Origin of the sequence: Actinoplanes rectilineatus (assembly GCF_000962825.1) — a bacterium.
GTDB classification, from domain to species: Bacteria; Actinomycetota; Actinomycetes; order Mycobacteriales; family Micromonosporaceae; genus Actinoplanes; species Actinoplanes rectilineatus.
Genome location: NZ_JZKF01000029.1, coordinates 54733 through 78205 on the forward strand (window position 1 = coordinate 54733; position 23473 = coordinate 78205).

General features: G+C 71.1%; 24 protein-coding genes. 12 read left to right on the top strand and 12 right to left on the bottom strand.

The window, feature by feature from the left end:
- The first annotated feature begins 86 nt into the window (after positions 1–86).
- From WH85_RS22375 to WH85_RS22385, 3 genes are all read left to right on the top strand, one after another.
- Complete coding sequence (locus tag WH85_RS22375; protein WP_045743914.1) at positions 87–773, top strand: TetR/AcrR family transcriptional regulator; 687 nt, start codon at positions 87–89, stop codon at positions 771–773.
- A 5-nt stretch (positions 774–778) separates the two neighbouring features.
- Positions 779–1324: a YciI family protein gene (locus tag WH85_RS22380; protein ID WP_045743915.1), complete on the top strand. Its 546-nt coding sequence runs from the start codon at positions 779–781 to the stop codon at positions 1322–1324.
- Positions 1325–1417: 93 nt separating this feature from the next.
- Positions 1418–2335 (top strand): dioxygenase family protein, encoded by a 918-nt coding sequence (locus WH85_RS22385; RefSeq protein WP_045743916.1) that lies wholly within the window; start codon positions 1418–1420, stop codon positions 2333–2335.
- Between the two features lie 172 nt (positions 2336–2507).
- Here the strand turns inward: WH85_RS22385 and WH85_RS22390 are convergent, their stop codons facing one another.
- Positions 2508–2858, bottom strand: a complete 351-nt coding sequence (locus WH85_RS22390; RefSeq protein WP_045743917.1) for a DoxX family protein — start codon at positions 2856–2858, stop codon at positions 2508–2510.
- Positions 2859–2948: 90 nt separating this feature from the next.
- Here WH85_RS22390 and WH85_RS22395 point away from each other — a divergent pair, with 90 nt between their 5' ends.
- The 3 genes from WH85_RS22395 to WH85_RS22405 all read left to right on the top strand — a co-directional run bounded on the left by WH85_RS22395 (position 2949) and on the right by WH85_RS22405 (position 6371).
- Positions 2949–3377, top strand: coding sequence for a MarR family winged helix-turn-helix transcriptional regulator (locus WH85_RS22395; protein ID WP_052720672.1), 429 nt, complete (start codon positions 2949–2951; stop codon positions 3375–3377).
- A gap of 88 nt (positions 3378–3465) precedes the next feature.
- A complete protein-coding gene (locus WH85_RS22400) occupies positions 3466–4848 on the top strand; it encodes a metallophosphoesterase (RefSeq protein ID WP_045743918.1) in 1383 nt (460 codons plus the stop codon).
- 206 nt (positions 4849–5054) lie between these two features.
- Positions 5055–6371 carry a cation:proton antiporter gene (locus WH85_RS22405; RefSeq protein WP_045743966.1) on the top strand — a complete coding sequence of 439 codons (1317 nt, stop codon included), beginning with the start codon at positions 5055–5057 and terminating at the stop codon, positions 6369–6371.
- A gap of 6 nt (positions 6372–6377) precedes the next feature.
- Here the strand turns inward: WH85_RS22405 and WH85_RS22410 are convergent, their stop codons facing one another.
- On the bottom strand, positions 6378–7229 hold the full coding sequence (locus WH85_RS22410) for an SDR family NAD(P)-dependent oxidoreductase (RefSeq protein WP_045743919.1): 852 nt from the start codon (positions 7227–7229) through the stop codon (positions 6378–6380).
- A gap of 139 nt (positions 7230–7368) precedes the next feature.
- On the opposite strand from WH85_RS22410, the gene WH85_RS22415 reads away from it, so the two are divergent.
- The 5 genes from WH85_RS22415 to WH85_RS47245 are packed head-to-tail and all read left to right on the top strand — an operon-like array spanning position 7369 to position 12107.
- Positions 7369–8217, top strand: coding sequence for a helix-turn-helix transcriptional regulator (locus tag WH85_RS22415; protein ID WP_045743920.1), 849 nt, complete (start codon positions 7369–7371; stop codon positions 8215–8217).
- Between the two features lie 50 nt (positions 8218–8267).
- Positions 8268–8645: a DUF1622 domain-containing protein gene (locus tag WH85_RS22420; RefSeq protein ID WP_045743921.1), complete on the top strand. Its 378-nt coding sequence runs from the start codon at positions 8268–8270 to the stop codon at positions 8643–8645.
- Entirely contained in the window at positions 8642–8887 is a 246-nt protein-coding gene (locus WH85_RS22425) for a hypothetical protein (protein ID WP_045743922.1), read from the top strand. Before WH85_RS22420 ends, WH85_RS22425 begins: the two co-directional genes overlap by 4 nt.
- Positions 8888–8897: 10 nt before the next feature.
- On the top strand, positions 8898–10412 hold the full coding sequence (locus WH85_RS22430) for a serine/threonine-protein kinase (RefSeq protein ID WP_045743967.1): 1515 nt from the start codon (positions 8898–8900) through the stop codon (positions 10410–10412).
- 9 nt (positions 10413–10421) lie between these two features.
- Positions 10422–12107 (top strand): serine/threonine-protein kinase, encoded by a 1686-nt coding sequence (locus tag WH85_RS47245; RefSeq protein ID WP_052720676.1) that lies wholly within the window; start codon positions 10422–10424, stop codon positions 12105–12107.
- Between the two features lie 200 nt (positions 12108–12307).
- Here WH85_RS47245 and WH85_RS22440 read toward each other — a convergent pair whose 3' ends face one another.
- The 9 genes from WH85_RS22440 to WH85_RS50640 all read right to left on the bottom strand — a co-directional run bounded on the left by WH85_RS22440 (position 12308) and on the right by WH85_RS50640 (position 20943).
- Positions 12308–12916 (bottom strand): TetR/AcrR family transcriptional regulator, encoded by a 609-nt coding sequence (locus WH85_RS22440; protein WP_045743923.1) that lies wholly within the window; start codon positions 12914–12916, stop codon positions 12308–12310.
- Between the two features lie 18 nt (positions 12917–12934).
- Entirely contained in the window at positions 12935–13816 is an 882-nt protein-coding gene (locus tag WH85_RS22445; protein WP_211275426.1) for an SDR family NAD(P)-dependent oxidoreductase, read from the bottom strand.
- Positions 13817–13901: 85 nt separating this feature from the next.
- Positions 13902–14387: a hypothetical protein gene (locus tag WH85_RS22450; RefSeq protein WP_045743925.1), complete on the bottom strand. Its 486-nt coding sequence runs from the start codon at positions 14385–14387 to the stop codon at positions 13902–13904.
- A gap of 141 nt (positions 14388–14528) precedes the next feature.
- Positions 14529–14798, bottom strand: a complete 270-nt coding sequence (locus tag WH85_RS22455; protein WP_045743926.1) for a DUF4235 domain-containing protein — start codon at positions 14796–14798, stop codon at positions 14529–14531.
- A complete protein-coding gene (locus tag WH85_RS22460; protein ID WP_245674046.1) occupies positions 14795–15166 on the bottom strand; it encodes a phage holin family protein in 372 nt (123 codons plus the stop codon). Before WH85_RS22460 ends, WH85_RS22455 begins: the two co-directional genes overlap by 4 nt.
- 277 nt (positions 15167–15443) lie before the next feature.
- Positions 15444–16340: an alpha/beta fold hydrolase gene (locus tag WH85_RS22465; RefSeq protein ID WP_245674047.1), complete on the bottom strand. Its 897-nt coding sequence runs from the start codon at positions 16338–16340 to the stop codon at positions 15444–15446.
- A gap of 70 nt (positions 16341–16410) precedes the next feature.
- Positions 16411–16890 carry a DUF3421 domain-containing protein gene (locus tag WH85_RS22470; RefSeq protein WP_157411163.1) on the bottom strand — a complete coding sequence of 160 codons (480 nt, stop codon included), beginning with the start codon at positions 16888–16890 and terminating at the stop codon, positions 16411–16413.
- Between the two features lie 58 nt (positions 16891–16948).
- A complete protein-coding gene (locus WH85_RS22475; RefSeq protein ID WP_245674048.1) occupies positions 16949–20629 on the bottom strand; it encodes a S8 family serine peptidase in 3681 nt (1226 codons plus the stop codon).
- Positions 20630–20769: 140 nt separating this feature from the next.
- Positions 20770–20943 carry a hypothetical protein gene (locus WH85_RS50640; RefSeq protein ID WP_157411164.1) on the bottom strand — a complete coding sequence of 58 codons (174 nt, stop codon included), beginning with the start codon at positions 20941–20943 and terminating at the stop codon, positions 20770–20772.
- 22 nt (positions 20944–20965) lie between these two features.
- Between WH85_RS50640 and WH85_RS22480 the strand changes: the two genes are divergently transcribed.
- Positions 20966–22048, top strand: coding sequence for an esterase-like activity of phytase family protein (locus WH85_RS22480; RefSeq protein WP_045743929.1), 1083 nt, complete (start codon positions 20966–20968; stop codon positions 22046–22048).
- A gap of 172 nt (positions 22049–22220) precedes the next feature.
- Here the strand turns inward: WH85_RS22480 and WH85_RS22485 are convergent, their stop codons facing one another.
- The gene (locus WH85_RS22485; protein WP_045743930.1) at positions 22221–23270 is read right to left on the bottom strand and encodes a D-alanine--D-alanine ligase family protein; all 1050 of its coding nucleotides are present in this window, start codon (positions 23268–23270) and stop codon (positions 22221–22223) included.
- Positions 23271–23473 lie beyond the last annotated feature (203 nt).

A 23473-nucleotide genomic window follows, 5' to 3' on the forward strand; every position in this document is an offset into this window, starting at 1 on the left:
GTTCGTCTTGAACTAAGTACAGGACGACCGTAGGGCGCTCCTGTACTTAGTTCAAGGGATTTCCTGAACTAAGTACAATCGCTGGCATGCCACGTGACGCCCTCAGCCGGGACCAGATCATCCAGAGCGCCGTCGACCTGCTCGACGCCGAAGGCCTGGACGGCCTGAACATGCGGGCCCTGGGCCAGCGGCTCGGCGTGGCACCCACCGCCGTCTACTGGCACGTCAAGAACAAGGACGACCTGGTGACCCTCGCCGGCGACCGGGTCTGGACCGAGATCGCGCCACCCGACCCGGAGGGGACCGGCTGGCGGGCCGCCGCCACCGCGATGGCCACCGACCTGCACGCCATGTTCAGCAGGCACCCGTGGCTGGTCCAGGCGTTCGGTACCCACCTGTTCTACGGCGAGGGCAAGGCGCGGTACGACGACAACAGCCTCGCCGTGTTCGAGGCGGGCGGATTCACCGGCGCCGCCGCCGACCAGGCCGCCGGCATGATGTTCACCTTCGTCCTCGGCAACGTCCTCGGCGCCGCCGCAACCACCACCCTGACCCGCCGGCTGACCCGCAGCGGCCGCGACGCCGAGGAGGAGATCGCCGGTGCCGTCGCTGCGGCGACCGCGATCGCCCAGCGCTTCCCCCGTCTGCGGGCCCGCCTCGACACCGCGGCCACCGCCTACGACGCCGCACCCGCGCAGACCTTCGAAACCGGCCTGCGTGTCCTGCTGGCCGGCCTGGAGTCCGAACGCGATCGCGGTCGGATGGAAAGCTGACGGGCATGGAGTTCCTGTGCTATCACCGCGACCGGCCCGGCTCCCTGGCGTTGCGTTACGAACTGGGGGAGGCACACTGGGCCTACATGGACGGCTTCACCGATGCGCTGATCGCCCGCGGGCCCACCCTGGCGTCGGACGACACCCCCACCGGCAGCGTCCACATCGTCGACCTCCCGGACGCCGCGGCGGCCCGCGCGTTCGCCTTCGACGAGCCCAACTATCAGGCCGGGGTCTACCGGGACGTGCTGCTGCGGCGGTGGCGCAACACGCTCGGCCGGACCATGTGGGACTTCCCCGGCGAGGCCGACGGCGGCGACCGCTACCTGGTCCTGGGCCTCGGTTCCGGTGAGCCCGCCGACCTCGCCGTGCCGTCGGATCCGAAGGATCTCATCGCGTACGGGCCGCTGCTCTCCGACGACGGCGCGACCTGGCTGGGGACGGCGGTGCTGCTGGCCGCCCCCAGTCCGGAAGAGGCCGCCGCCGTCCTGACCCGAAGCCGCTACACCACCGTCGAGGCGCACCGCTGGCGATTCGGCGGCCGCCGATAGCCACAGGTGCCCACAGGGCGTTCCTACCGCATTCATAGATCGATTGGCTTTCATGTTCCGGAATCGGAGAACGGTCCGGAACTGGAGGTAACAATGCGCGAAGAACAGAGCAATGCGGAGTACGTCCGGGAAGTCCACGACAAGGGGTTGCGGTTCGACCGGAAGGCACTGACCCGGCGGGGCCTACTGGCGGCGGTCGGCGGGGCCGGCGCGCTGGCGTTCATCGGCCGGGCTGTCGTCGGCGGCGACGCGTCGGCCGCCACCGAGGACGCGACCTGTCTCGAAGAGGTGGCGTCCGAGACGGCCGGGCCCTACCCGGGTGACGGGTCGAACGGGCCGGACGTGCGGATCGAGGACGGGATCGTGCGGCGGGACATCCGGTCGTCCTACGGCGACTCGTCGACGGTGGCCGAAGGCGTACCCCTGGAATTCTCCCTGGTCGTGCAGGACCTGGAGTGCAATCCCCTGGTCGGGGCGGCTGTCTACGCCTGGCACTGTGACCGGGAGGGCCTGTACTCGCTGTATTCGGACGGGGTGACCGACGAGAACTACCTGCGCGGTATCCAGGTCACCGACGACACCGGCACGGTGACCTTCACCAGCATCTTCCCTGCCTGCTATCTGGGGCGCTGGCCGCACATCCACTTCGAGGTGTACGCCAGCCTCGACGACGCGACCAGCGGTGCCGGCCCGATCCGCAAGACGTCGCAGATCGCGCTGCCCGAGGACGTCTCCGACACGGTGTACGCGGAGGCCGACGGCTACGAGCTGAGCGTGTCGAACATGGAGCAGATCACCCTGGAGACGGACAACGTCTTCGGGGAGGATTCCGCCGAGCACCAGATGGCGACCGTCACCGGCGATGTGACCAGCGGTTACGTCGCCACGCTGACGATCACCGTCGACCCGGAGAACGAGGAGGAGACCGGCGGCGGCGCTCCGGGCGGCCCGCCGCCGAGCAGTTCGCCGTCCGTGTCCGCGTCGGCGTCGGCGTCGGCGTCGGCGGAGTAAAGCCGTCGGAGGGTAAGCCGTCGAAGGGGCGCCGCCGGTGCATGCTCGATCACGTTGCGGTTGATCGATCGCACCGCCGGCTCCCCGGCCCGGCTGGCTCCCCGACCCGGCCCGCCCCGGCGGAGGATACGGGTTTCCTGGTGCGCGCCGGTATGAGAAGGGCACGGGCGCGTCATGCTGAGGCGACGGCCAGCCCGAGGGTGAGCGCGGCGAGGGCACCGAGCACGGCCGCCATCGGCATGCCCTGGTAGTCGCGGACCCGCAGGTGGGCGACGACCGCGCCGCCGAAGTACAGCACCAGGCCGGTCGCCGCGGCTATCCCCAGCGGGCGCCACGCGATCCCGCCCCACAGTCCGAGTGCACCCGCGACCTGCAGCAACCCCAGGGGCAGGAACCACGAGGTGGGCACGCCGACCGCGCTGAGAATCCCGGCGACCCGCTCCACGCCGCGGATCTTCGCGGTGGCCGAGGCGACGTTGGCCAGTCCGTAGACGACGGCGACGACGGTGTAAGCGATGGACATGATTACTCCAATGATCTGTTCGCTCGAATCGTTGGAAGCTTACAACGATTGCTCGCGGCCAACAATCCGGCCGTTGGTATCATGAGTCCCATGACAACGACCGAGTTGGGCGTGCTCCTCGCCGGCCGCGGTGCGGTCGCCGGCGGCCGGGTCCGCAACGCCCTCGCCGGCCACGGGCTGACCCAGCGGTCACACTTCACGCTCACGCACCTCGCCGGCGGCCCGGTCGGCCAGCAGGCGCTGATCGAGCTGCTCGGCGTCGACCCGAGCGCCCTGGTCGCCGTCCTCAACGAGCTGGAGAGCCTGGGCCTGGCGTCGCGAGACCGCGATCCGGCCGACCGCCGCCGGCACATCGTCACCATCACCGGCAAAGGCACCGAGGCTCTCGACGCGGTCGGCACCGCGCTGACCGGCGCCGACGACGACCTGTTCGCCGCGCTCTCCGCCACCGAGCGCGATCAGCTCGCGCAGCTGTTGCACAAGGTCGCCGAGACGGAAGCCTGCGGCGCCGGCGACTGACGGCCCCCAGGTGAAGAACGGACGGTGTCACTTCCCGGGGGCGGACCGGGGGAGGTTCCGGAACGACGGCGCGCCTACCCTCGTACCGGTGATCATCGTTCTTCTGCTGGCCCTCGTGGCGCTGGCTGTGCTCGGGTCGGGCCACTGGTATCTGTGGCGCCGCCTCATCCGCGACACGACCCCCGCCGGATCGGGGCTGCGCCGGGCCGGCACGGCACTGTTCGCCGCCGGGCCGCTTCTCGCCGTCGGTGCCCTGATGGGTGAGCAGCTCGCCGTTCCGCTGCTGGTCAAGCGAGTGCTCGCCTGGCCCGGCTACCTGTGGCTGGCACTGTTCCTCTACCTGTTCCTCGCGGTGCTGGCCGGCGAGGTGATCCGTCCCCTGCTGACCTGGTGGTTGGAACGCCGCGCGACGACCCGGCCCGCGTCGTCACCGACACCGGCGGCCGTGGCGCCGGCACCGGTGGCCGTGGCTTCGACCGGGCCGCATGCGGAGACGGAGGCCACGCCGCCGGCCGGGGCGCAGCCCACGACTCCGCCCGAGACCCCGCTTGCGACCCTGCCCGAGACCCCGTCCGCGATCCCGTCTGCGACCGTGCCCGAGACCCCGCTTGGGATCCCGTCTGCAACCCCGCCTGCGCCGCCGGTGTTGTCGCGGCGGGTGTTCGTGTCGCGCGTCGTCGGGGGAGCGGCAGCGGCCGTCGCCGTCGGTACCGTCGGAGCAGGCACCTACGGAGTACTGAACGGCCCGTCCGTCAAACGCCTGACCGTCCCGCTCGCCCGCCTGCCCCGAGCCGCCCACGGCCTGCGGATCGCCGTCGTCAGCGACGTCCACCTCGGCCCGGTGCTCGGCGCCGGGTTCTGCCGGCGGGTCGTCGACACGATCAACGGCACCCAACCGGACCTGATCGCCGTGGTCGGCGACCTGATCGACGGTGACGTCGAGACGCTGGCCGGTTCCGTCGAGCCGCTGCGCGGACTGCAGTCCCGGCTGGGGACGTTCTTCGTCACCGGCAACCACGAGTACCACTCCGGCGTCGAGCCGTGGGTGGCCAAGGTCCGTGAACTGGGCATGCAGCCGCTGCGGAACACCCGGGCCGAGCTGCCGTACCTGGACCTGGCCGGGGTCGACGACGTGGCCGGCGAGTCCGACGGCGGTGGCCCGGACTTCGCGGCGGCCCTCGACGACCGGGATCCGTCGCGCGCGCTGGTGCTGCTGGCCCACCAGCCGGTGGTCATCCACGACGCGGTCACGCACGGCGTCGACCTGCAACTGTCCGGGCACACCCACGGCGGTCAGCTGTGGCCGGGCAACTACATCGCCGCGGCGGCCAACCCCACCAACGCGGGGCTCGAGGCGTACGGCGACACGCAGTTGTACGTCAGCCGCGGCGCGGGCGCCTGGGGCCCGCCGGTCCGGGTCGGCGCCCCGTCCGACATCACCGTCGTGGAGCTTGCCTCCCGTCAGGCGTGACCGCCGCGTCCAACTGCATCGACGGAAATGCGATACGAACCAGTGCCTGCCGCCCCGTGCGGTGGCCATTTATATATCGCATTCCGTCGATGTAATTCTGCCTGGTTGGACGGCCGAAACGGCCGTCCGGGGAATGGTAGTCATGAATGGAACCGTGGCCGGCCCGCGGATCTGTTCGCCACCACGACCCGGACAGGCAGGTGCCCGTGCACGCCGAGACTCCGTTGCCGCCGCTGGGCGGCACCGCCCTGACCCTGCTGCTCCTCCAGATCGCCGTCCTGCTCGGCCTGGCGCTGCTGCTCGGGCGGCTCGCGACCCGGCTGGGACTGCCCGCCATCGTCGGTGAGCTGACCGCGGGGGTGATCGCGGGACCGTCGCTGTTCTTCTGGCTCGCCCCGGGCGCCGCCGGCTGGCTCTTCCCGCAGCAGCCCGGGCAGGCGCACCTGCTGGACGCCGTCAGCCAGTTCGGTGTGGTGCTGTTCGTCGGCATCACCGGCATGCAGCTGGACATGGCCCTGGTCCGGCGGCGGGCGGCGACCGCGGCCGGGGTGAGCCTGCCCGGCCTGCTGATCCCGCTGGGCCTGGGCATCGGCGCGGGCCTGCTGCTGCCCGCCGCGCTGATCACCGAGGGCACCGACCGGACGATCTTCGCCCTGTTCCTCGGCGTCGCGATGTGTGTCAGCGCGATCCCCGTCATCGCGAAGACCCTGATGGACATGAACCTGCTGCACCGCAACATCGGTCAGCTGATCCTGATGAGCGGCACCATCGACGACGTCCTGGGCTGGCTGGGGCTGTCCCTGGTGACGGCGATGGCGACGGTCGGCCTGACCGGGGCGGGCGTGACCCGGGCGGTGCTGTCCCTGCTGCTGTTCATCACCTTCGCCGCGCTGCCCGGCCGGCTCGCCGTCCGGTTCCTGCTGCGCCGCACCCTGCGCTCGGAGTCGGCGGGGGTGACCGTCAGTGCCGCCGTCGTGATCATCCTGTCGTTCAGCGCGGTCACCAACCTGCTCGGCCTGGAGGCGATCTTCGGTGCTCTCGTCGCCGGCATGCTGGTGGCGTCGGCGGGCACCGAGGTGCTCACCCGGATGGCCTCGCTGCGGGCGGTCGTCACCGCCGTGCTGGCGCCGATCTTCTTCGCGGTCGCCGGCCTGCGGATGAACCTCGCCGCCCTCGCCGATCCGCAGGTGCTGCTGGCCGGGGTGATCCTGCTGGCGATCGCGATCGTCGGCAAGTTCGCCGGGGCGTTCGTCGGGGCCCGGTTCAGCCGTCTCAACCGCTGGGAGTCCCTGGCTCTGGGCGCTGGCATGAACGCGCGCGGCGTGGTCGAGGTCGTCGTGGCGATGGTCGGGGTCCGGCTAGGCATCCTGAGCACCGCGATGTACACCGTGATCGTGCTCATCGCGATCGTGACGTCGCTGATGGGGCCGCCCATCCTGCGTGCCGCGATGGCCCGGGTCGACGTGGACGCGGACGAGGTGCTGCGGCGCGAGAAGGACGAGCGGCTCAACGCCGTGCGGTGAACCGGGTCAGGCTCCGGTGAGCGCGGCGGTCGCCTGCCACAGCCGGCGGGCGACGGCCGGGTCCTGGGCGGCCCGGCTGGGCTTGCGGACCAGCGGGTACCCGGTGAAGCCGAACAGCCCGTCCGGCCCGACGTAGGCGTTTCCGGGCACGTCCTGGGTGGCCGCGTACAACAGCGGAAGCGCGCCGTGCTCGGCGTCCTGGACCAGGAACGGCACCCGGTTGATGAACCCGAGGGGGGAGTGGGCGACCAGGCCGGTCCGGGCGATGCCGGGGTGCGCGACGATCGAGCGGACGGTGCTGCCGGCCTCGTCGAGGCGGCGCTGCAACTCCAGGGAGAACAGGACGACGGCGAGTTTCGACGCCTCGTAGACGGCCAGCCCGTTGTACCTACGGGTGCGCCAGTCCAGGTCGTCGAGGTCGAGCCTGCCGAAGCGGTGCAGCTGGCTGCCGACGGTCACCACCCGGCCGGTGATCCGCGGCAGCAGCAGGGTGGTCAGCAGGAACGGCCCGAAGTAGTTCGTCGCGGTCTGCACGTCGAGGCCCTGCGGGGTGCGCGCCGCCGGGATGTCCATCACCCCGGCGTTGTTGATCAGAACATCGATCCTTCCGGGGTACGCGTCCGCGAACGCGCGCACCGAATCCAGATCGGCGACGTCGAGCCGGCGGACGGTGACGTCACCCGGCAGGCTCGCGATCGCCCGGTGCGCCTTGTCGACGTCACGGGCGGCCAGCACGACGGTGGCGCCGGCGCGGGCCAGTTCGCGGGCGGTGATCAGGCCGATGCCCCCGGTCGCACCGGTGATCACCACGGTGGTACCGGTCAGGATGGGCAGGCGGTCGGCGGTCCAGTTCTTCACGGCGGGTTCCTTCGGTCGGGGTGCCCACCAGTGGACGCTCCGGTGGGCGGGCGGATGAAGGACCAGCTCAGCCACTGAACGACAGGGCGTGGATAACGGCGTACGCCTGCCGGACGATGGGGTGGGAGAGGGGAAGCCGATGACGAACACCGCACTGGCCGCGTTCCTGCGTGGCCGCCGTGAGGCCCTGCAACCCGAGGACGTCGGGTTGCGCCGCGGCCCGCGCCGGCGCACGACCGGTCTGCGCCGGGAGGAGGTCGCCGAGCTGTGCGACATGTCGGCCGACTACCTGGCCCGGCTGGAACGCGGCAGCGGATCCCAGCCGTCGCCGCAGATGGCCGCGGCCATCGCCCGGGGGCTGCGGCTGACCCCGGACGAACGGGACCACCTGTTCCTGCTGTGCGGGCACCGGCTGCCGTCGCGGACCCTCGGCGACGCGCACATCAGCCCGGGTCTGCTGCGCGTCCTGGACCGGCTGCAGGACACCCCGGCGCAGGTCATCGGCCCGCTCGGCGAGACGCTGCGGCAGACACCCCCGGCGGTGGCGCTGCTCGGCGACGAGACCCGGTACGCCGGCCGGGACCGCAGCGCCCTCTACCGCTGGTTCACCGACCCGGCCTCCCGGTCCCGGTACCTGGCCGACGACCACCCGGAGAACAGCCGGGTGTACGTGTCGATCGCCCGGGCGATCAGCGCCGCGCAGGGCGCCGGCTCGCCCGCCGCGGCGCTCGTGACCGACCTGCGGCGGCTCAGCCCCGAGTTCGCCGCGCTGTGGGACCGCCAGGAGGTGGGCCTGCGCTGGAGCAACGCCAAACGGTTCGTCCACCCCGAGGTCGGGCGCCTCGACCTGTTCTGCCAGACGCTGCTCGACCCGGACCAGGGCCAATCGCTGCTGATCTTCACCGCCACCCCCGGCACCGACAGCTACGACAAACTCGCCCTGCTCACCGTGCTGGGCTCCGACGCGTTCCCGGCGTCCACCGGCTGAACCCGCGCGGGCAGGCTTGACCACCGCCGCGAACGGGCAGTCCCCGCGACATGGATGAGATCTTCGGGGAGCCGTGGCTGTCGCAGGCCGTGGACATGCTGGTCCGGGTGGTCGAGGTCGCCGGTGCGCTGATCATCTTCGTCGGGGCGATGATCGCCTTCGGACGGTTCGTCGTCGTCGGGCTGCGCGACCGCCGGGCCGCGAGCTTCGTGCCGGTGCGCCTGGGCCTGGGCCGGTTCCTCGCGCTGGGCCTGGAGTTCCAGCTGGCCTCGGACATCCTGCGGACCGCGATCGCACCGACGCTGCGGGAGATCGCCGAACTGGCGGCGGTCGCGGCGATCCGGACCGCGCTCAACTTCTTCCTCGACCGCGAGATCAAGCAGGAGCGGGCCGAACTGGATCACGACGACGAACGGGCACGGCGGTGACCACCGTCCTGGCGTACGCCGCAATGGTCTGTGTCCTGGCCGGTCTGGTGTCCGGCACGGTGACCCTGCTGATCACCCGCCGGGTACGGGTAGCGCTCGGCACCGCCCTGGACCTGCTGCTGGCGGCGGCCCTGATCCAGCTGGCCCTGCCGTTCTCGCCGTGGCAGCTGCCGGCGGCCGTGGCGGTCATGGCGGCCCGGCTGCTGACCGGGCCCCGACCGCGCGCCCGGCCCGACCGGTAGGGTGCGCGGCGTGAGTTCACCGCTGCACCCCGGGGATCCGCGGTCGCTCGGCAAGTACGAGATGGTGGGACGCCTCGGCGAGGGCGGCATGGGTGCCGTCCTCCTCGCCCGCGACCCGGGCGGCCGCCTCGTCGCCGTCAAAATCATCAAGCCGGAGCACGCCGGCGACCGGGAGTTCCGGGGACGGTTCCGCAGCGAGGTGAGCCGGGCCCGCGAGGTCCCCGCGTTCTGCACCGCCGAGGTCCTCGACGCCGACCCCGACCACGACCCGCCGTACATGGTGGTCGAATACGTGGACGGGCCCAGCCTCGCCGACCTCGTCCGCCGGCAGGGGCCGCTGACCGGCGGCAACCTGCACAGCGCCGCGGTGGGCGTGGCGTCCGCGCTCGTCGCCATCCACAGCGCCGGGATCATGCACCGCGACCTGAAACCGGCGAACGTGCTGTTCGCGTTCGGCTCCCCGAAGGTGATCGACTTCGGCATCGCGAAGGCCGTCGACCCGACGAGCCACCACACCCGCACGTCCACGGTGGTCGGCACCCTCGCCTACATGGCCCCGGAACGCCTCTCCCCCGAATACGGCCGGGAACTGACCGAAGCCGTCGACATCTTCGCGTGGGGGACCCTGATCGCGTACGCGGCGACCGGCACCACCCCGTTCGCGGGCGACACCCCGGCCGTCACGCTGGCCCGCATCCTCACCCAGCAGCCACGGTTGGACGGTCTCGCGTACCCGCTGAAAGAGATCGTCGAACGGACCCTCGCGAAGGATCCGCGGCAGCGCCCGAGCGCTCCGGAACTGCTCGACATGCTGCTCGGCGCCGATCCCGGTGCGGAGGCGACCATGCCGATCGCGGTGACCCGGGCGGCGAAGGCGGCGTCGCGCAGGCCACGGCGGCGTCCCGGCCGGCTGGTGGCGGTGCTCGCGACCCTCACGGTCCTCGCCGCGGTCGGTGCCGGCGTGGGCCTGCGGCTCGGTGCGTCCGACGCCGCGTCGCCAACCCCACCGCGGCCCAGCGCCTCGTTGGTCGTCGAGGACTCGCTGCAGGAACAGGGGACCTGGGTCGCCTCCGGAGACAGTGAGAAGGGCTGCCGGTTCCACAACGGGCTGCTGGTCCGGACCGTCGACGCGGCGACCGTGATCTGCAAGCCCGGCACCGGCCCGGTGCTCGCCGGCGACCAGCACATCCAGGTGCAGGCGCTGCTGAGCGCGGACGTCTGCGCGATCGTGCGGTTCCGGGCCGCCGACGGTGTCCGCGTCTGTCCCACCACGGTCGCCCTGACGTCCGGGGAGGACGATGTCGCCGAGCAGCCGCTGCGCCCGGCCACCGGCGACAACCTCATCGACATCCACGTGACCGGCGACGTGGCCGTCGTGTCCGTGGACGGCACGGAGGCGGTACGCGGCACCCTGCCGGCGAGCGGCGGGGGCCGGGTCACCTTCGGCGCGGTGCGTACATCGGAGGTTCAGGACGTCGCATGGTCCGGGGAGGTGACCTTCCGGGACGTCCGGATCACCGCCTAGAGTGTCCGCGTGCCCACACCCCTGCGCCCGGACGACCCGCGGTTCCTGGGCCGTTACCAGCTCGTCGCCCGCCTCGGCGAAGGCGGCATGGGCGCGGTCTTCCTCGGCCGCGACGGCGACGGGCGACAGGCCGCGATCAAAGTCATCAAGGCGGAGTACGCGCGGCAGGAACAGTTCCGGGCCCGGTTCCGCAGCGAGGTGGCGAAAGCCCGCGAAGTCCCGTCTTTCTGCACCGCGGAAGTCCTCGACGCCGACCCGGAACACGACACCCCGTACCTGGTGGTCGAATACGTCGACGGGCCCAGCCTCGCCGACGTGGTCCGCGGCAACGGCCCACTGCGGGGCGGCAGCCTGCACAGCGTCGCCGTCGGAGTGGCGTCCGCACTGGTCGCCATCCACCGCACCGGCATCGTCCACCGTGACCTGAAACCGGCCAACGTGATGTTCGCGTACGGCTCGCCGAAAGTGATCGACTTCGGGATCGCGAAGGGCGTCGACGCCGCCACCGACCTCACCGGCACGCAGGAGGTCGTGGGCACCCTGGCGTACATGTCACCGGAGCGTTTCGACCCGGACACCGGCCAGCGGCCCACACCGGCGGCGGACATCTTCGCCTGGGGGGCGCTGATCGCGTACGCGGCAACCGGCCGCAGCCCGTTCGACGCCGACACCCCGGTCGCCATCGCCGGCCGGATCCTCACCCAGCCGCCGTCGCTGGAGGGCCTGCCGCCCCGGCTGGCCGGCATCGTCGAGCGCGCGCTGGACAAGGACCCGGGCCGCCGCCCGACCGCGCCGGAACTGCTCAACCTGTTGCTGACCACGGGCACGGACACCGAGGCGCCGTTGCCCGTGGACGTGCGTCTCGCCTCCGAGGCGGCCCAGCGGACCACGGTGCTGCCGACGTCCGCCTTGCGAAAAGGCCGTCGGCGGGGTCTGGTGGCGGGGTCCGTCGCGGTGGTTCTGGTGCTCGGGCTGGCCGGCGCCTGGGCCGGGACGACCCTCGCCCAGCAGTCCTCGTCCGCTGCGTCGTCGCCCGCGGCGTCGCCCGTGTCGTCGCCCGTGTCGTCGCCCGTGGCGTCGCCGGCGGTGGTCGGCGACGCGGGCGACGACAGCGGCGAAGGCTGGCCCGTGACCGCCGACGAGATAGCCGACATCGTCGACCCGCTGACCGCCCGCAAGTCCTGGAAGGAATCCGGCACCGGCACCGCGGGCTGCCGCTTCGACGACGGCCTGCTCGTGCGGGCCCGCAACGAGGTGGCCTGCACCGGACCGGCCAGGTCCTTCACCGACGTGATGATCGAGGTGACGGTCGACATCGGCGACAACGTGTGCGCCACGGCCTACTTCCGCCGTGACGCCGCCGGCGACGGCTACGCCCTCTACGTCTGCCCCGAGATCATCCACCTGGGCCGGCAGATCGACGGCGAATACATCCAGGACTCCTGGGTCGACACCGGCACCGTGGGAGCGTCCCAGATACAGTTCGGAACCCCTGGCGAACACCGCCTCCAGATCATCATGATCGGTGCCGGAGCCACCATCTCCCTCGACGACAAGAACGCCCTGAACGTCGACCTCGAGAAGGAGGGCCTGGACGCCCCGGACGCCGGACGGGTCACGTTCGGCGCGATGGGCTTCGACCCCGACGGCACCCCCACGGTGACCTTCCGGGACGCCCGCATCACCTCGTTCTAGCCACGTTTCGTCATCGGGGTCCGCGTGGTGACTTGTGGCGTGGAGCGCGCCCGTATTCACCACACCGCGGCGGGTGTGGTGATTTGTGGCGTGGAGCGCGCCCGTATTCACCACACCCCCACCGGTGTGGTGACTTCGGGCGTCCAGCGCGCCCGAAGTCACCACGCGGACGGGCTTCGCACCCTGACCACGGAACGTGTCTAGGCTTGAGTGGTCAGGGCAGCGAAGATCATCTCTTGGACTGCCCGGACCGTCGCGTCGAAGGCGGCCGGGTCACGGCCGATGCGCTCCGCGCCGGCGCGCATGACACCGGACAGCAGCTCCACGGTGAGGTGCGGGTCGCCGACGTCGCGGAATTCGCCGCGGGCCACTCCGTCGCGTACAACATGCTCCACCTCGACCACGACGGCGTGGAACGGATTGCCCGGTCCTTTCGGCGCCCCGGCGGTGGGCATGTGGGAGCCCGGGCGGAACATCAACTGCATGGCGGGGTCCCGGAACGCCTCCAGGACCACCTGGATGATCTTCAGCATGCGCTGTGCCGCCGGTTCCGCGTCCCGCGCGGCGATGCCGGTCACGCGCTCGACCGTGGGCCGGCCCCGCCGCTCGGTCAGCGCAAGGATCAGGGCGCTCTTGTCGGTCGCGTAGTTGTACAGGGTGTTGCGCGCGAGCCCGGCCCGGGCGGCGATGTGGCCCATGTTGATCGACTCGTAGTCGCGTTCGAGCAGCAGCTGCCGTATCGCCTCGGCGAGGTCGGCCCACACCAGCTCGTGGTGCTCCTCGAGGTTGACTCCCCGGATACGCGGCATTCTCACTCCCTTTCTTCGCTACGCGGCGGCTTGCTTCGGGTAGTGGCGGCGCAGGTTGGCGGCGAGAATACGGTCGAGCGTGCGGTCGGACAGTATCCGGGTCAGCGGGATGATCATGGCAGCGTCCCGTCCGGCGGTGTAGCGGGACCGTGGCCTGCGGGTCGTCACGGCCTTCACGACGACGCGGGCGGCGGCCTCGGCGGTCAGGCCCGATGCGGTGCCCGAGGACATCAGGGCGTTGTTCGCCCGGACCAAACCGTCGTAGCGTTCGGCCTGCTCCGGTGTCATCCGCGCGGCCAGGTCGTTCGCCGTGGCGACCCCGCGGGCGGCCATCTCGGTGCGGACGCCGCCGGGCTCGACCACGATGACGTCGACGCCCAGCGGCGCGACCTCCCGGCGCAACGAGTCGCTGACCGCCTCCAGGGCGAACTTCGCGCCGGCGTACGCACCGTAGGTCGCCATGGCGGCCCGGCCACCGATCGAGCTGATGTTGATCACGCGGCCCCTGCTGCGCAACAGTGCCGGCAGGAGCGCCTGGGTGACGGCGATGTGGCCGAACAGGTTGACCTCGAACACCCATCGCCACTGCTCCATCGGCAGCGCTTCGACCGGCCCGTTCACCTGGATGCCGGCGTTGTTGACAAGCGCGTGCACCGCACGGGTGTCGGCGGCGATCCGGGCGGCGAGCGCGGCCACGTGCTCCGGCTCGGTGATGTCGAGGATGACGGGTTCGACGCCGGCCGCCCGGATGGCGTCACCGTCGCTGTCCCGTCGCACGCCGGCCAGGACGTGGAATCCCCGGCGGGCCAGTTCGCGGGCGGCCGCCGCCCCCATGCCCGTGGAGGCCCCGGTCACGACGACCAGCTTGCCCGCACCCGCGCTCATTGCCTGCTTTGCCACTACGCCACCCTTCTCTATGCGACAACCTGTCGTAAACATTGCGACGAACTGTCGCAAAAAGCCAGATGGCTTCGTCGTTCGTGCCTCACACGGCAGCAAGCCCGCTGACATCCGCGCTGATGGCGGCGACGGTCAGGACGATCGGGAATTCCTTGTCCATCTGGCCGAGGAGCAGCGCGACAACGCGATCGCCGTGCGGCCAGGCCGGTACCGGTTGGTCGCCGGCGAACATGGCGAGGTCGAATTCCAGGCTCGAGACGCTGTCGTCGCCGGCCACGACCCGTTCGAATGCCGTGCGGAACGAGTATTGCCGGGGCGGTCCCCACCGGGCGGTCAGCGCCACCACGATCTCCTGCCGCTGCTGCTCGAACCGGCGGAAGGCCTCCACGTGCTGCGGCCATGCGGTGTCGTCGTAGTCGGCGGGCGTGTCGTGCAGGCTCGCGAACACCGCGAGGGGAACGAAGTGTGCGTTGGCCCCGCTCTGCGCTGCGCCCTCCAGCCAGTCGCCGACGTCCGGCAGCTCGCGGGGAAAGGGCCGCGACAGCAGCTCCTCGGCATCCTCGATGGTCACCGCCGGAGGGTATCGATCAGCCCGGCGATGCGTCAGCCTTCGGCCAGGTCCGCCGGCGACCGGTTCAGCCGTGCGGAGGGGACGGTGCTCCGGGCGTACCCCCACTTGGTGTTGACCGTGGGGGTACGCGGCGGGAACTGGTCAGTCGGGCCACTCGCCGGTGGCCCGGTGGACGCCCACCGCGCCGGCCCGGTCGACGGCGGCCTTGACGATGGCGAAGATGGCGCCCTGCATGCCGGCGGCGAGCAGGATCTCGCCCCAGCCGCGGTCGGGGTCGGTCGCGTGCGGCGCGTCGTCGTCGTGGCCGGCGACCTTCCAGATCTGTTTGAAGATCAGGCCTGCGGCCAGGCCGGCGCCCGCACCGAGGAGCAGACCGACCGGCTTGTACGCGAGTTTGGCAGCCTTGCTCATGCGTGCCGTCCCTGCTTCGCCGCGTCCCGGACGGTGCGCACGTCGGCCTGCACGCCGGCGACGGCGTCGGTCGGGGTCGGCGGGACGGCGGCGGTCAGCTTCTGCCGGCCGAGGAACGCGGCGACCGCTGCGGCGGCGAACACCACCACCATGACGACCAGGATGGACAGCCACAGCGGCCACGCCAGGTCCAGCAATACCACGGCCAGGGTCACCAGCAGGCCCAGGCCGAACCAGCCCAGGACCGCGGCTCCGCCGACCAGGCCACCGCCGACGCCTGCTCGTCTGCCCTTCTCGGCCAGTTCCAGCTTGGCCAGGGCGAGTTCGTCGCGTACCAGTGTGGAGATCTGCGCTGCTGCCTGGTTCACCAGATCGCCCGTCGAGGGTGATCCGGCCGGCCCGCCGCCATGCGCCGCATTTGTCGTCACAACTTACCTCCCAGCTCGCTGCTGATGAGGTGCCCGTCCCTCGACCTGCTGAAACACCCGGACGGGGGACTGCTGGCGGGCGGCCCAGCAACGATCGTGGTGCGTCAGCCACCCCCGGCGGGGGTCAGTGCGCCACGATCGGCGGCGGGAGGCGGGACGCCGCGGGACGAGGTGTGGTGGCGGCGGGACGAGGTGTGTTGGCGGGACGGGTCGACTGTCAACCGCCGGCAGGGGCGCTGTGGTGAGCGGCGAGGAAGTCGCGGATGATCATGCTGATCACGGCGGGACGTTCGGCGACGAGGTTGTGGCTGGTGCCCGGCACGACACACAGCTGCGCGCCGGGGATCGACCTGGCGATCAGCAGGCTGTGGCCGGGGCGGATGGTGTCCCGGTCGCCGGACATCACCAGCACCGGCGCGGTGATGCGGGCCAGCTCTTGCGGGTCGATGTGCGGTTCGGTGTTCCAGAGGCGGAAGAGCTTCTCGAGTACGCGGTCAGCATGCTCCGGCCCGTCCGGCGACAGGCGTTCGTAGTGCAGGCGTTCCATGTCCGGGCCGGGCTCCGCCGTCGTGGTGAGTTCGCCGAGTGCCCCGGCGGCGTCGGTGAACGCCGACGGGTCCAGGTTGCCGCTGATCATGGTCAGGGAGCGGACCCGGGCCGGGTGGTCGAGGGCGAGCAGCAGCCCGATGATCGCGCCGTCGCTGTAGCCTACGACGTGCGCCGACTCGAGGCCCACGGCGTCGAGGTAGGTCAGGGTGTCGGCGACCATCCGGGCGTACCCGTATTCCTCGGTGATGTCGGCCGACCGGCCGTGACCGGGCCGTTCGAAGGCGTGGACCCGGTGGTCCGTCACGAGCGCGTCGGACTGGGCACGCAGTGACTCCAGCGAGCAGAAACCGCCGTGCAGCAGGAGCACGGGATCACCGTCTCCGGCGATCTCCGAGTAGAGATCGACGCCGCCGATCCGGAGAAAGCCGCCGGCCCGGAGCGAGGAGTCGTTCCGGAGAGAACCGCCGGGCCGGAGAGAGGCGTCGTCCCGGAGTGGGGAGTCGTCCCGGAGAGAGGAGTCGATCCGCAGGTAGGACATGTGCTCCCACAACCAGGTGACCAGCATCGGACCGCCCCAGCGTAGCGGCGCCCCGGCGTCCGGGTCCGTGGAGACCTCGATCGCCGGGGCGGCCGTTTCAGTACCGGGGTGCGGGGTGGAGCAGCACCTCGTACGCGTGAATCTTGTGCTCGCTGTCGCCGTAGCCGATGTTGGCCGCGCCGAACTCGCGCCGCAGCTTGCCGAGCTGCAGGTTGCTGCCGTCGACCGCCGCGCGGGCCGTGTACAGCGGTTCGCCGCTGCTCTCCCAGCCCACCTGGTACGCGTCCGCGGGCACCTCACCCCCGTGGGCGATGCCCCACACGCCGCGGTCCATCAGCACCTCGTAGTCGGGGACGCCCAGCTCTTCGCCGTCCCAGGCGATGCCGGCCATGCCCAGGGCGGGCCGGACCTTGCCGGGGTGCAGCCCGCCGTACATGTGGGCCCGGCAGACCCAGAGCGGGGTTCCGTCCTGTTCGTAACCGTGCGGGACCGCGCCGGGCGGGATGTGACCGCCGCTTGCCCGGGCCCAGCGGTAGCCGTCCGTCGGGGGCGTGGACCGGTTCGGATCGAATGCCATCTTCACAACGGCAGAGCCTATCGATCTTGGTCGACGAGGGTGGGGCGGCCCCGCGATGTCACTTCAGACCGAAGGCCCGGGTGATGGTCTGTTCGACCCGGTTGCCGCCGGTGTCCTTCGCGGCGGTCCGCAGTGTCACCGTCTGTGCGCTCCTCGGGGCCCGCAGTCCGCCCGTCCATCCGGCCTTCGTCCTGGTCAGCTTCACCTTCGTCCAGTGGGCGCCGTCGTCGTAGGACACGTCCAGCGTCACCGTGGTGATGGTGGAACTGCTCGGGGCGCCGGCCAGGTGGGACGGTACGACGGTGATGCCGGCCGTCCGGGACGCCTTGTCGGCCAGGTCGGTGTCGACCAGGTAGTCCAGCTGGATCAGCGGCAGCCGGGCAGTGCCCTCCCCGGACATGAAGTCCCAGTCGGTACGCGTGGGCAGCGTTCCGGTGGTCGTGGTGCTCAGCCGGTAGGGCAGCCGGGCCGGGTTCAGGTTCCGGTTGCTGTCGATCCAGCCCCACCCGTTGTTCTCGATCACCGTGTCGCCCTGGCTGAGGGTCACCGTCTGGCCGCCGCCCTCCGGGACGGTGTCGCCGGCGTGGTTCGCGCCCGAGTCGCCCCAGCCGGGGACCTCGACCACGATCCGGTCGCCGTCGCGGCGGGGGAGCGTGCCGGCGTCGGTGATCCGCGGGCGGACGATGGCGGCCAGCCACTTCTCGCTGGTCCGGCTGCCTGCCCGGTAGGTGGTGCTGCCGCTGCGCTGGGAGGTCTGCATGTCGTTCATCTCGGCCGACCAGCGGATGTCGTCGCCGGGGGTCAGCCAGTCGGTGCGGAACCGGTCGGCCAGCATCGGCAGCGTGGTGCCCACCTTGAACGTCGTGTCCGGGTTGGTGTCGTAGCGGCGTTCCTGCAGTGCCCGGTCCGAGGTGTTCTGGAAGTCGACGTCGACGCGGGCCAGGTCACGCTCGGCCGGCCGGTAGACGAGTGACTTCGGTACGCCGGACGGCCAGTAGCGGACCAGGTCGTACAGGTAGTCGGTCGTCGGGTGGGCGGTGACGGTCAGCGTGACCCGCCCCTTGCCGAGCCGGGTGATCAGTTTCTCGCCGCCGTCCTTGGTGAGCGCGGCCGCGGCGAGCGGGGTCCGGCTGGTCGCGTCCTCCCAGCGACCGGTCTCGCTGGTCACGACCAGCAGCAGTGCCACACCGGCCGCCTCGGCTGCCGCCACCTGCTCGTCGAGGTCGTTCTGGCGTACCACGGCGATCTTGTTCTTGGCCTTGGCGGCCGCCAACTCGGCTGCTGTTCCGGTGCCGGCGAACACGGCCTCGATCCGCCGGGTGCCCTCGGCGGGCAGGGTGGTGCCGGGCAGCACGAGCAGGTCGTCGAAGTCGTCGACGGCGAGCGTCGGCTGGATCTTGCGCCAGCGGGCGGTGATCGACATGTCGCCGTCGTCGGCCGTCACACCGGGCGTGGTCCAGATGCTGTCGTAGTAGCGGGGGAGCAGGTAGGAGTCGGTCGCCGACGCGGAGTCGCCCAGCTCGCGGTGGTAGTCGAGGCGCAGCTCGGCGGTCGCGGACGGCTTCGGCGTGATCGCCTGGATCTCCCGGGTGGTGCTGGCCGTCATCTCCAGCGTGGTGTTGCCGTCGACCACCAGGTCGGGTTCGGTCAGCAGGGCCATGCCGCGGGAGTTCGGGCCGTGGCTGCCCTCGACCGCACCCCACGTCCACACCGAGTACTTACCCTCCGGCAGCAGCAGGTCGACCGGGCTGCCGTCGAGGGTGACGATGTTGTAGTAGGTGCCGGGCTCGTCGCCCTCCCGGATCAGGTTGATGTCGGCGGGCATCGGCTTGCCGCTGCGGTCGGTCGGCGCGATGACCAGGTGCTTCGGCGAGTTCTCGGTGCTGATCCCGATGATGGTGTCGGCCAGCCGGGTGCCGGCCGCGTTGGTGGCGACGACACTTCCGGTCCAGCGGCCCTTCGCCGCCAGCCCGTCCAGGTCGGCACTGAGGGTCACCGTCGTGGTCCCTCCCGCCGGGACGGTCACGCTGGGCGACGACAGAGAGACCAGGTCTTCGGGTACGCCCGGAGCGTCGATCTTCAACGCCAGGGTGACGTCGGCCGCCCCCAGGTTCGTGTAGGTGATCGGTTTCTCGGTGCTGCCGGTCGGCTCGTCCTCGAGAGGGTGGATGCCCAGGTATGCCGACGCGCTCGCGAACACGGTGGCCTTCGTGGTCGCGGCGACGTCGAGGCGTCCACTGCCACCGGTGTAGGCGTCGTAGTCCGGGGTCTCCTTGGCCGTGCTGACCAGGGCGTCCTTGAGTTGCGTACCGGTCCAGGCGGGGTGTTGGGCGGCGAGCAGCGCGGCGGCCCCGGCCACGTGCGGGGTGGCCATCGAGGTGCCGCTCATCGTCCGGTACTTGTCGTCGCCCATGCCGGTGTAGTGCGAGGCGGCGGCCACGATGTCCACGCCGGGCGCGGTGATCTCCGGCTTGAGCCCGCCGTCGGCCACCCGCGGGCCGCGGCTGGAGAACGAGGCGAGTTCGTCGTCGCCGTCGACCGCGCCGACGGTCAGGGCGGCGTCGGCGGCGCCCGGCGACCCGACGGTCTGCTCGAACGGTCCGCTGTTGCCGGCCGCGATCACGAACAGGGCGCCGGTCTCGGCGCTGAGCTCGTTGACGGCCACGCTCATCGGGTCGGTGCCGTCGGTCGGGTCACCGCCCAGGCTCATGCTGACGACCTTGGCCTTGCGGTCGCGGGCGGCCCACTCCATGCCGGCCACGATCCACGAGTCCTGGCCGGAGCCGCTGTTGTCGAGGACCTTGCCGATCTGCAGGTCGGCGCCGGGCGCGACGCCCTTCTCGACGCCACCGGCGGCGGCGCCGGTGCCGGCGATGGTGGACGCGACATGCGTGCCGTGGCCGTTCCCGTCGGCGACCTCCTCCCCGGGTACGAAGCTGACGGCCGACTCGATCTGGCCGGCGAAGTCGGGGTGTTCCGGGTCGATGCCGGTGTCCAGGACGGCGACGTCGACGCCGTCACCGGTGTTGCCACCGGCCCAGACTTCGGGGGCGCCGATCTGGGCGACGCTGTCGGCGAGAGTGGTGTGGACCTTGCCGTCCAGCCAGACCTTGGTGATGCCGTTGGTGAAGGTGGCGCCCGTCGTCGCCTTCGCCTTCGCCGTGGCGGTGGCCGGTGCCGTCCCGGTCAGCGAGGTCCAGAAGTCCCCGGCCCGGGAACGGTCGGTGTTCACCGCCCGGCCGTGGATGCTGGGCAGCGCGCGGACCTCGGTGGCGGCGTCGGGCAGTGCGCCGGAACGCTTGGCGAGCGTGGCGTTCTCGTACCCGAGGATGACCGGCAGCCTGTCGGTGTACCCGTCCCGGGTCAACAGGGTGATGTTGAACAGGCGCTTGTCGAGCAGCCCGGTGCCGACATACGGCAGGGCGCTCTCCGGATAGACGTACGTGTCCGGGCCGATCGTGGTGATGCGGGCGCCGATCTGCTCGCCGTCCGGTCCCTGCACGGTGGTGCCGCCGGGCCGGACGGTGACCTTGTCGCCGGTGATCAGCGTGATCGTCTGTTCCTTGACGGCGGCCGTCTGTCCCGTCGCGGCTGCTGCCCGCACCTTTGCGGCGGCTGCCTGTTCTTCGGCGACGGCCGCCGGTTCTGTCGCGGCGGCCGGGCCCGGTGGGAGCATGGCCAGCGCGGTCACGGCGGCGAGGAGAACCGGCACGGACCTGCCGGGGGAGGAGAGCGTCAACGGAGACTCCAAATCGGTCAGAAGCCTGAAGTGGGGTCGACGCTATAGACGTACCAATCCTGAAGATCGATATTTTGATCGTCGATCTCCTCCGGTAACGGGAATGCAACCGAATGCGTAGCCGCCCGAAACGGAGCGGATCAGGGGAGCGGCTGCGCCCGGGGCGGGTCGAGGCCGTCGAGGAGCGGGCTCAGGTGGCGGCGGCGCATGTCGCCCGGCGTCTCGATCGCGGCGAACCCCAGCGAATCCGTTACTGCCGAGTGGGCGCCCCCGCAGCCGTCGGGGCGAGCCGTCACGAACTCCACTTCGGACACCCCGCGTCCCTAGCTTCGCGGCATGCGAACAATTGATCCGGAGAAACGTGACGGCGTGGCCGGAATCCGTTTCCTGGGAGAACGGATCCTCCCGCACCGTATGCAGTTCGAGGGCACCACCGTGGGGGGCCTCTCGGGAATAGACTTCGACCACCGGTCGGGACGATGGGTGATCATCAGCGACGATCGTTCCGAGCTGCATCCGGCGCGGTTCTACACGGCTGTCATCGATGTCGACGAGCATGGGCCCAGTGAGGTCCGCATCACCGGCGTTCACACGTTGCTCGACCCGGAAGGGCAACCGTTCCCGGCGTTCTCGGCCGCCGGTGCCGCTTCGATCGACCCGGAGGACATCCGCGTCGATCCGCGGACCGGAGACTACTGGTGGTCCCAGGAGGGCACGCGCGGGGAGGCCACCGAGGACGGCGAGGAGATCGCCGCCTGTTCCGTCCACATCGCCGCACCCGACGGGCGCCACCGCGGATTCTTCCCGCTACCCGCGAACTATCTGGAACATGGGGAATCGACCGGGCCACGGCGCAATTACTCGCTGGAGTCCATCACCTTCGCGGCCCGGGGTGCGCTGTTCATCAGCGCTCTCGAAGGGCCACTGCTCCAGGACGGTCCGCTGTCGACTACCGAAGTCGGGGCGCTGTCCCGGATATCCGTGCAGAACCGCCGGGGCCGGACACTCGGCCAGTATGCCTACCGGCAGGAGCCGCTCTTCACCGAGCCGCCCACCGAGGGCCGCCCCGCCCACGGTGTGTCGGCGGTTCTCGCCTATCCCGGCTCCGTGGACCGGTTGCTCGTGCTGGAACGTACCTTCATGCCCGGCCACGGATTCAAGGTGTGGCTCTTCGAGGTGACGTTGCACGGGGCGGTGGACGTCCTGCACGTCGACGCGCTCGCCGGTGTGTCCGGGGTGGCACTGCGCAAGCGGCTGCTGATCGACTTCGACGAACTCCCGTTGCCGTGGCTCGACAACCTCGAAGGGATGGCCTGGGGACCGCTCCTGCCGACCGGTGAGCGGGTTCTGCTTCTGGTGAGTGACGACGGCTTCCATCCGCGGGAGGTCACCCAGTTCGTCGCCCTGGCTCTCCGCTGATCTCGGTCCCGCCGGCCGGACTCCACCGCGTGGGCCGGCCGGCACGCCGTGGCGGCGTTCATGAACGACCTGCAGCGGCGACTGGACCACAGCCCCACCTGGACGGCCCGTGGGCAGCATTGCCGCGGCCCTCTCGGCACACCGGGTGGTTCTGGAAGATCTGCTCAGCGGTTCAGAGGCTCACCCAGTCCTGACGTGAATGGTTGACCAGAGCAGTGGACAGCACCGTCTCCAGAATGCGGGCGAGCGGGACACCGGCCTCGGCCCACATTCGGGGAACCGGCGCGGTCGGGTGCAGGCCGGGGGCCACGTCGACCTCGAGGACGGCCGGGAACATGCCGGCGGGCGTGTGGTGCAGGGTGAACTCGACGTGCAACAGGCCGGCACAGTCCAGGGACCGGAAAACCGCGCAGGCGAGGTCCGCCAGCCGTTCGTGGGTGCCGGGCGGCAGAGCAGCGACCGCGAAGCCACCGGAGGTACCGGGCTCGAACGCGGGACTGGCCGACAGCCGGCCGTCGGCGTGCTGAAGCACCGCCACGCTGACCCGCGGCCCGGTCGTGGCGGCCTCGACCAGTACCTTGCTGTCGACCGTGCGGGCCAGACCGATCGCGTCGGCCAAGTCTGCCCAGTCGGTCACCAGGCTCAGGCCCGGACCCCGTCGGACGCGGCACGGTTTGACGAAGACGGGCAGGCCCAAGGCGGTGCGGTCGGTGGGAGACACCGTCCAGTCGTCGTGCAGGACGGTGCCGGGCATCACGCTGATGCCGTCGGCGGTCAGGTACTCCCGGACGCGTTCCCGGTCCGCGGCGACCAGCGTGGCCGTGGCGCTGAAACCCGCCTGGGCGACATGGGCGATCTCCAGCATCGCGCGCAGGATGCCGGCCCTGCTGTCGCATTCACGTACGCAGGACAGGGCGACATCCACGGTGGCCAGCGCGGCCGCCGTCCTCGCGATGTCGTCGGGCAAGTGGAACTGCTCGACGGCCCACTGGTCGGTGAGATCGCTCAGCAGCGTGCCGTCGAGCAGGATCGCGTCGGACACCTCACGTCCGACGTTCCACCTGCCCTGCGGGGTGACACAGACCGGCAGGCAGGCGAAGTGTTGCCGGTCGAGATTGTTCAGCACGTTCGCTGCGGATTCGCAGGAGTCCTGGTAGCCGGTGCCGGAACCGCCGAAGACGACGGCGACCGTGGTTCTGCCGCCCCGGGGGTCGAATGTCATCTCTTACCTCCACAGACATGAGGCTGTGAATGTGGCAGCTCCGAGTGCTCACGTGCCGTTCCACCCCTGCCCACCAGGGGCTGTCGCCGTCGTACGCGGCCGTCCACGGCTGCGTCGTCACTTCACTCACCCCGCGGCGGGCCCTTCGCCGACCACACCATGATCGCCCAGCGTATGGCGTTGCGATCCTGCCGGCCGCCGCC

Bases quoted from the DNA above. Each gene is read 5' to 3' on its own strand.
- WH85_RS22375 (WP_045743914.1), top strand. From the start codon at position 87: ATGCCACGTGACGCCCTCAGCCGGGACCAGATCATCCAGAGCGCCGTC.
- WH85_RS22380 (WP_045743915.1), top strand. From the start codon at position 779: ATGGAGTTCCTGTGCTATCACCGCGACCGGCCCGGCTCCCTGGCGTTG.
- WH85_RS22385 (WP_045743916.1), top strand. From the start codon at position 1,418: ATGCGCGAAGAACAGAGCAATGCGGAGTACGTCCGGGAAGTCCACGAC.
- WH85_RS22390 (WP_045743917.1), bottom strand. From the start codon at position 2,858: ATGTCCATCGCTTACACCGTCGTCGCCGTCGTCTACGGACTGGCCAAC.
- WH85_RS22395 (WP_052720672.1), top strand. From the start codon at position 2,949: ATGACAACGACCGAGTTGGGCGTGCTCCTCGCCGGCCGCGGTGCGGTC.
- WH85_RS22415 (WP_045743920.1), top strand. From the start codon at position 7,369: ATGACGAACACCGCACTGGCCGCGTTCCTGCGTGGCCGCCGTGAGGCC.
- WH85_RS22420 (WP_045743921.1), top strand. From the start codon at position 8,268: ATGGATGAGATCTTCGGGGAGCCGTGGCTGTCGCAGGCCGTGGACATG.
- WH85_RS22440 (WP_045743923.1), bottom strand. From the start codon at position 12,916: ATGCCGCGTATCCGGGGAGTCAACCTCGAGGAGCACCACGAGCTGGTG.
- WH85_RS22455 (WP_045743926.1), bottom strand. From the start codon at position 14,798: ATGAGCAAGGCTGCCAAACTCGCGTACAAGCCGGTCGGTCTGCTCCTC.
- WH85_RS22465 (WP_245674047.1), bottom strand. From the start codon at position 16,340: ATGCTGGTCACCTGGTTGTGGGAGCACATGTCCTACCTGCGGATCGAC.
- WH85_RS22470 (WP_157411163.1), bottom strand. From the start codon at position 16,890: ATGGCATTCGATCCGAACCGGTCCACGCCCCCGACGGACGGCTACCGC.
- WH85_RS22480 (WP_045743929.1), top strand. From the start codon at position 20,966: ATGCGAACAATTGATCCGGAGAAACGTGACGGCGTGGCCGGAATCCGT.
- WH85_RS22485 (WP_045743930.1), bottom strand. From the start codon at position 23,270: ATGACATTCGACCCCCGGGGCGGCAGAACCACGGTCGCCGTCGTCTTC.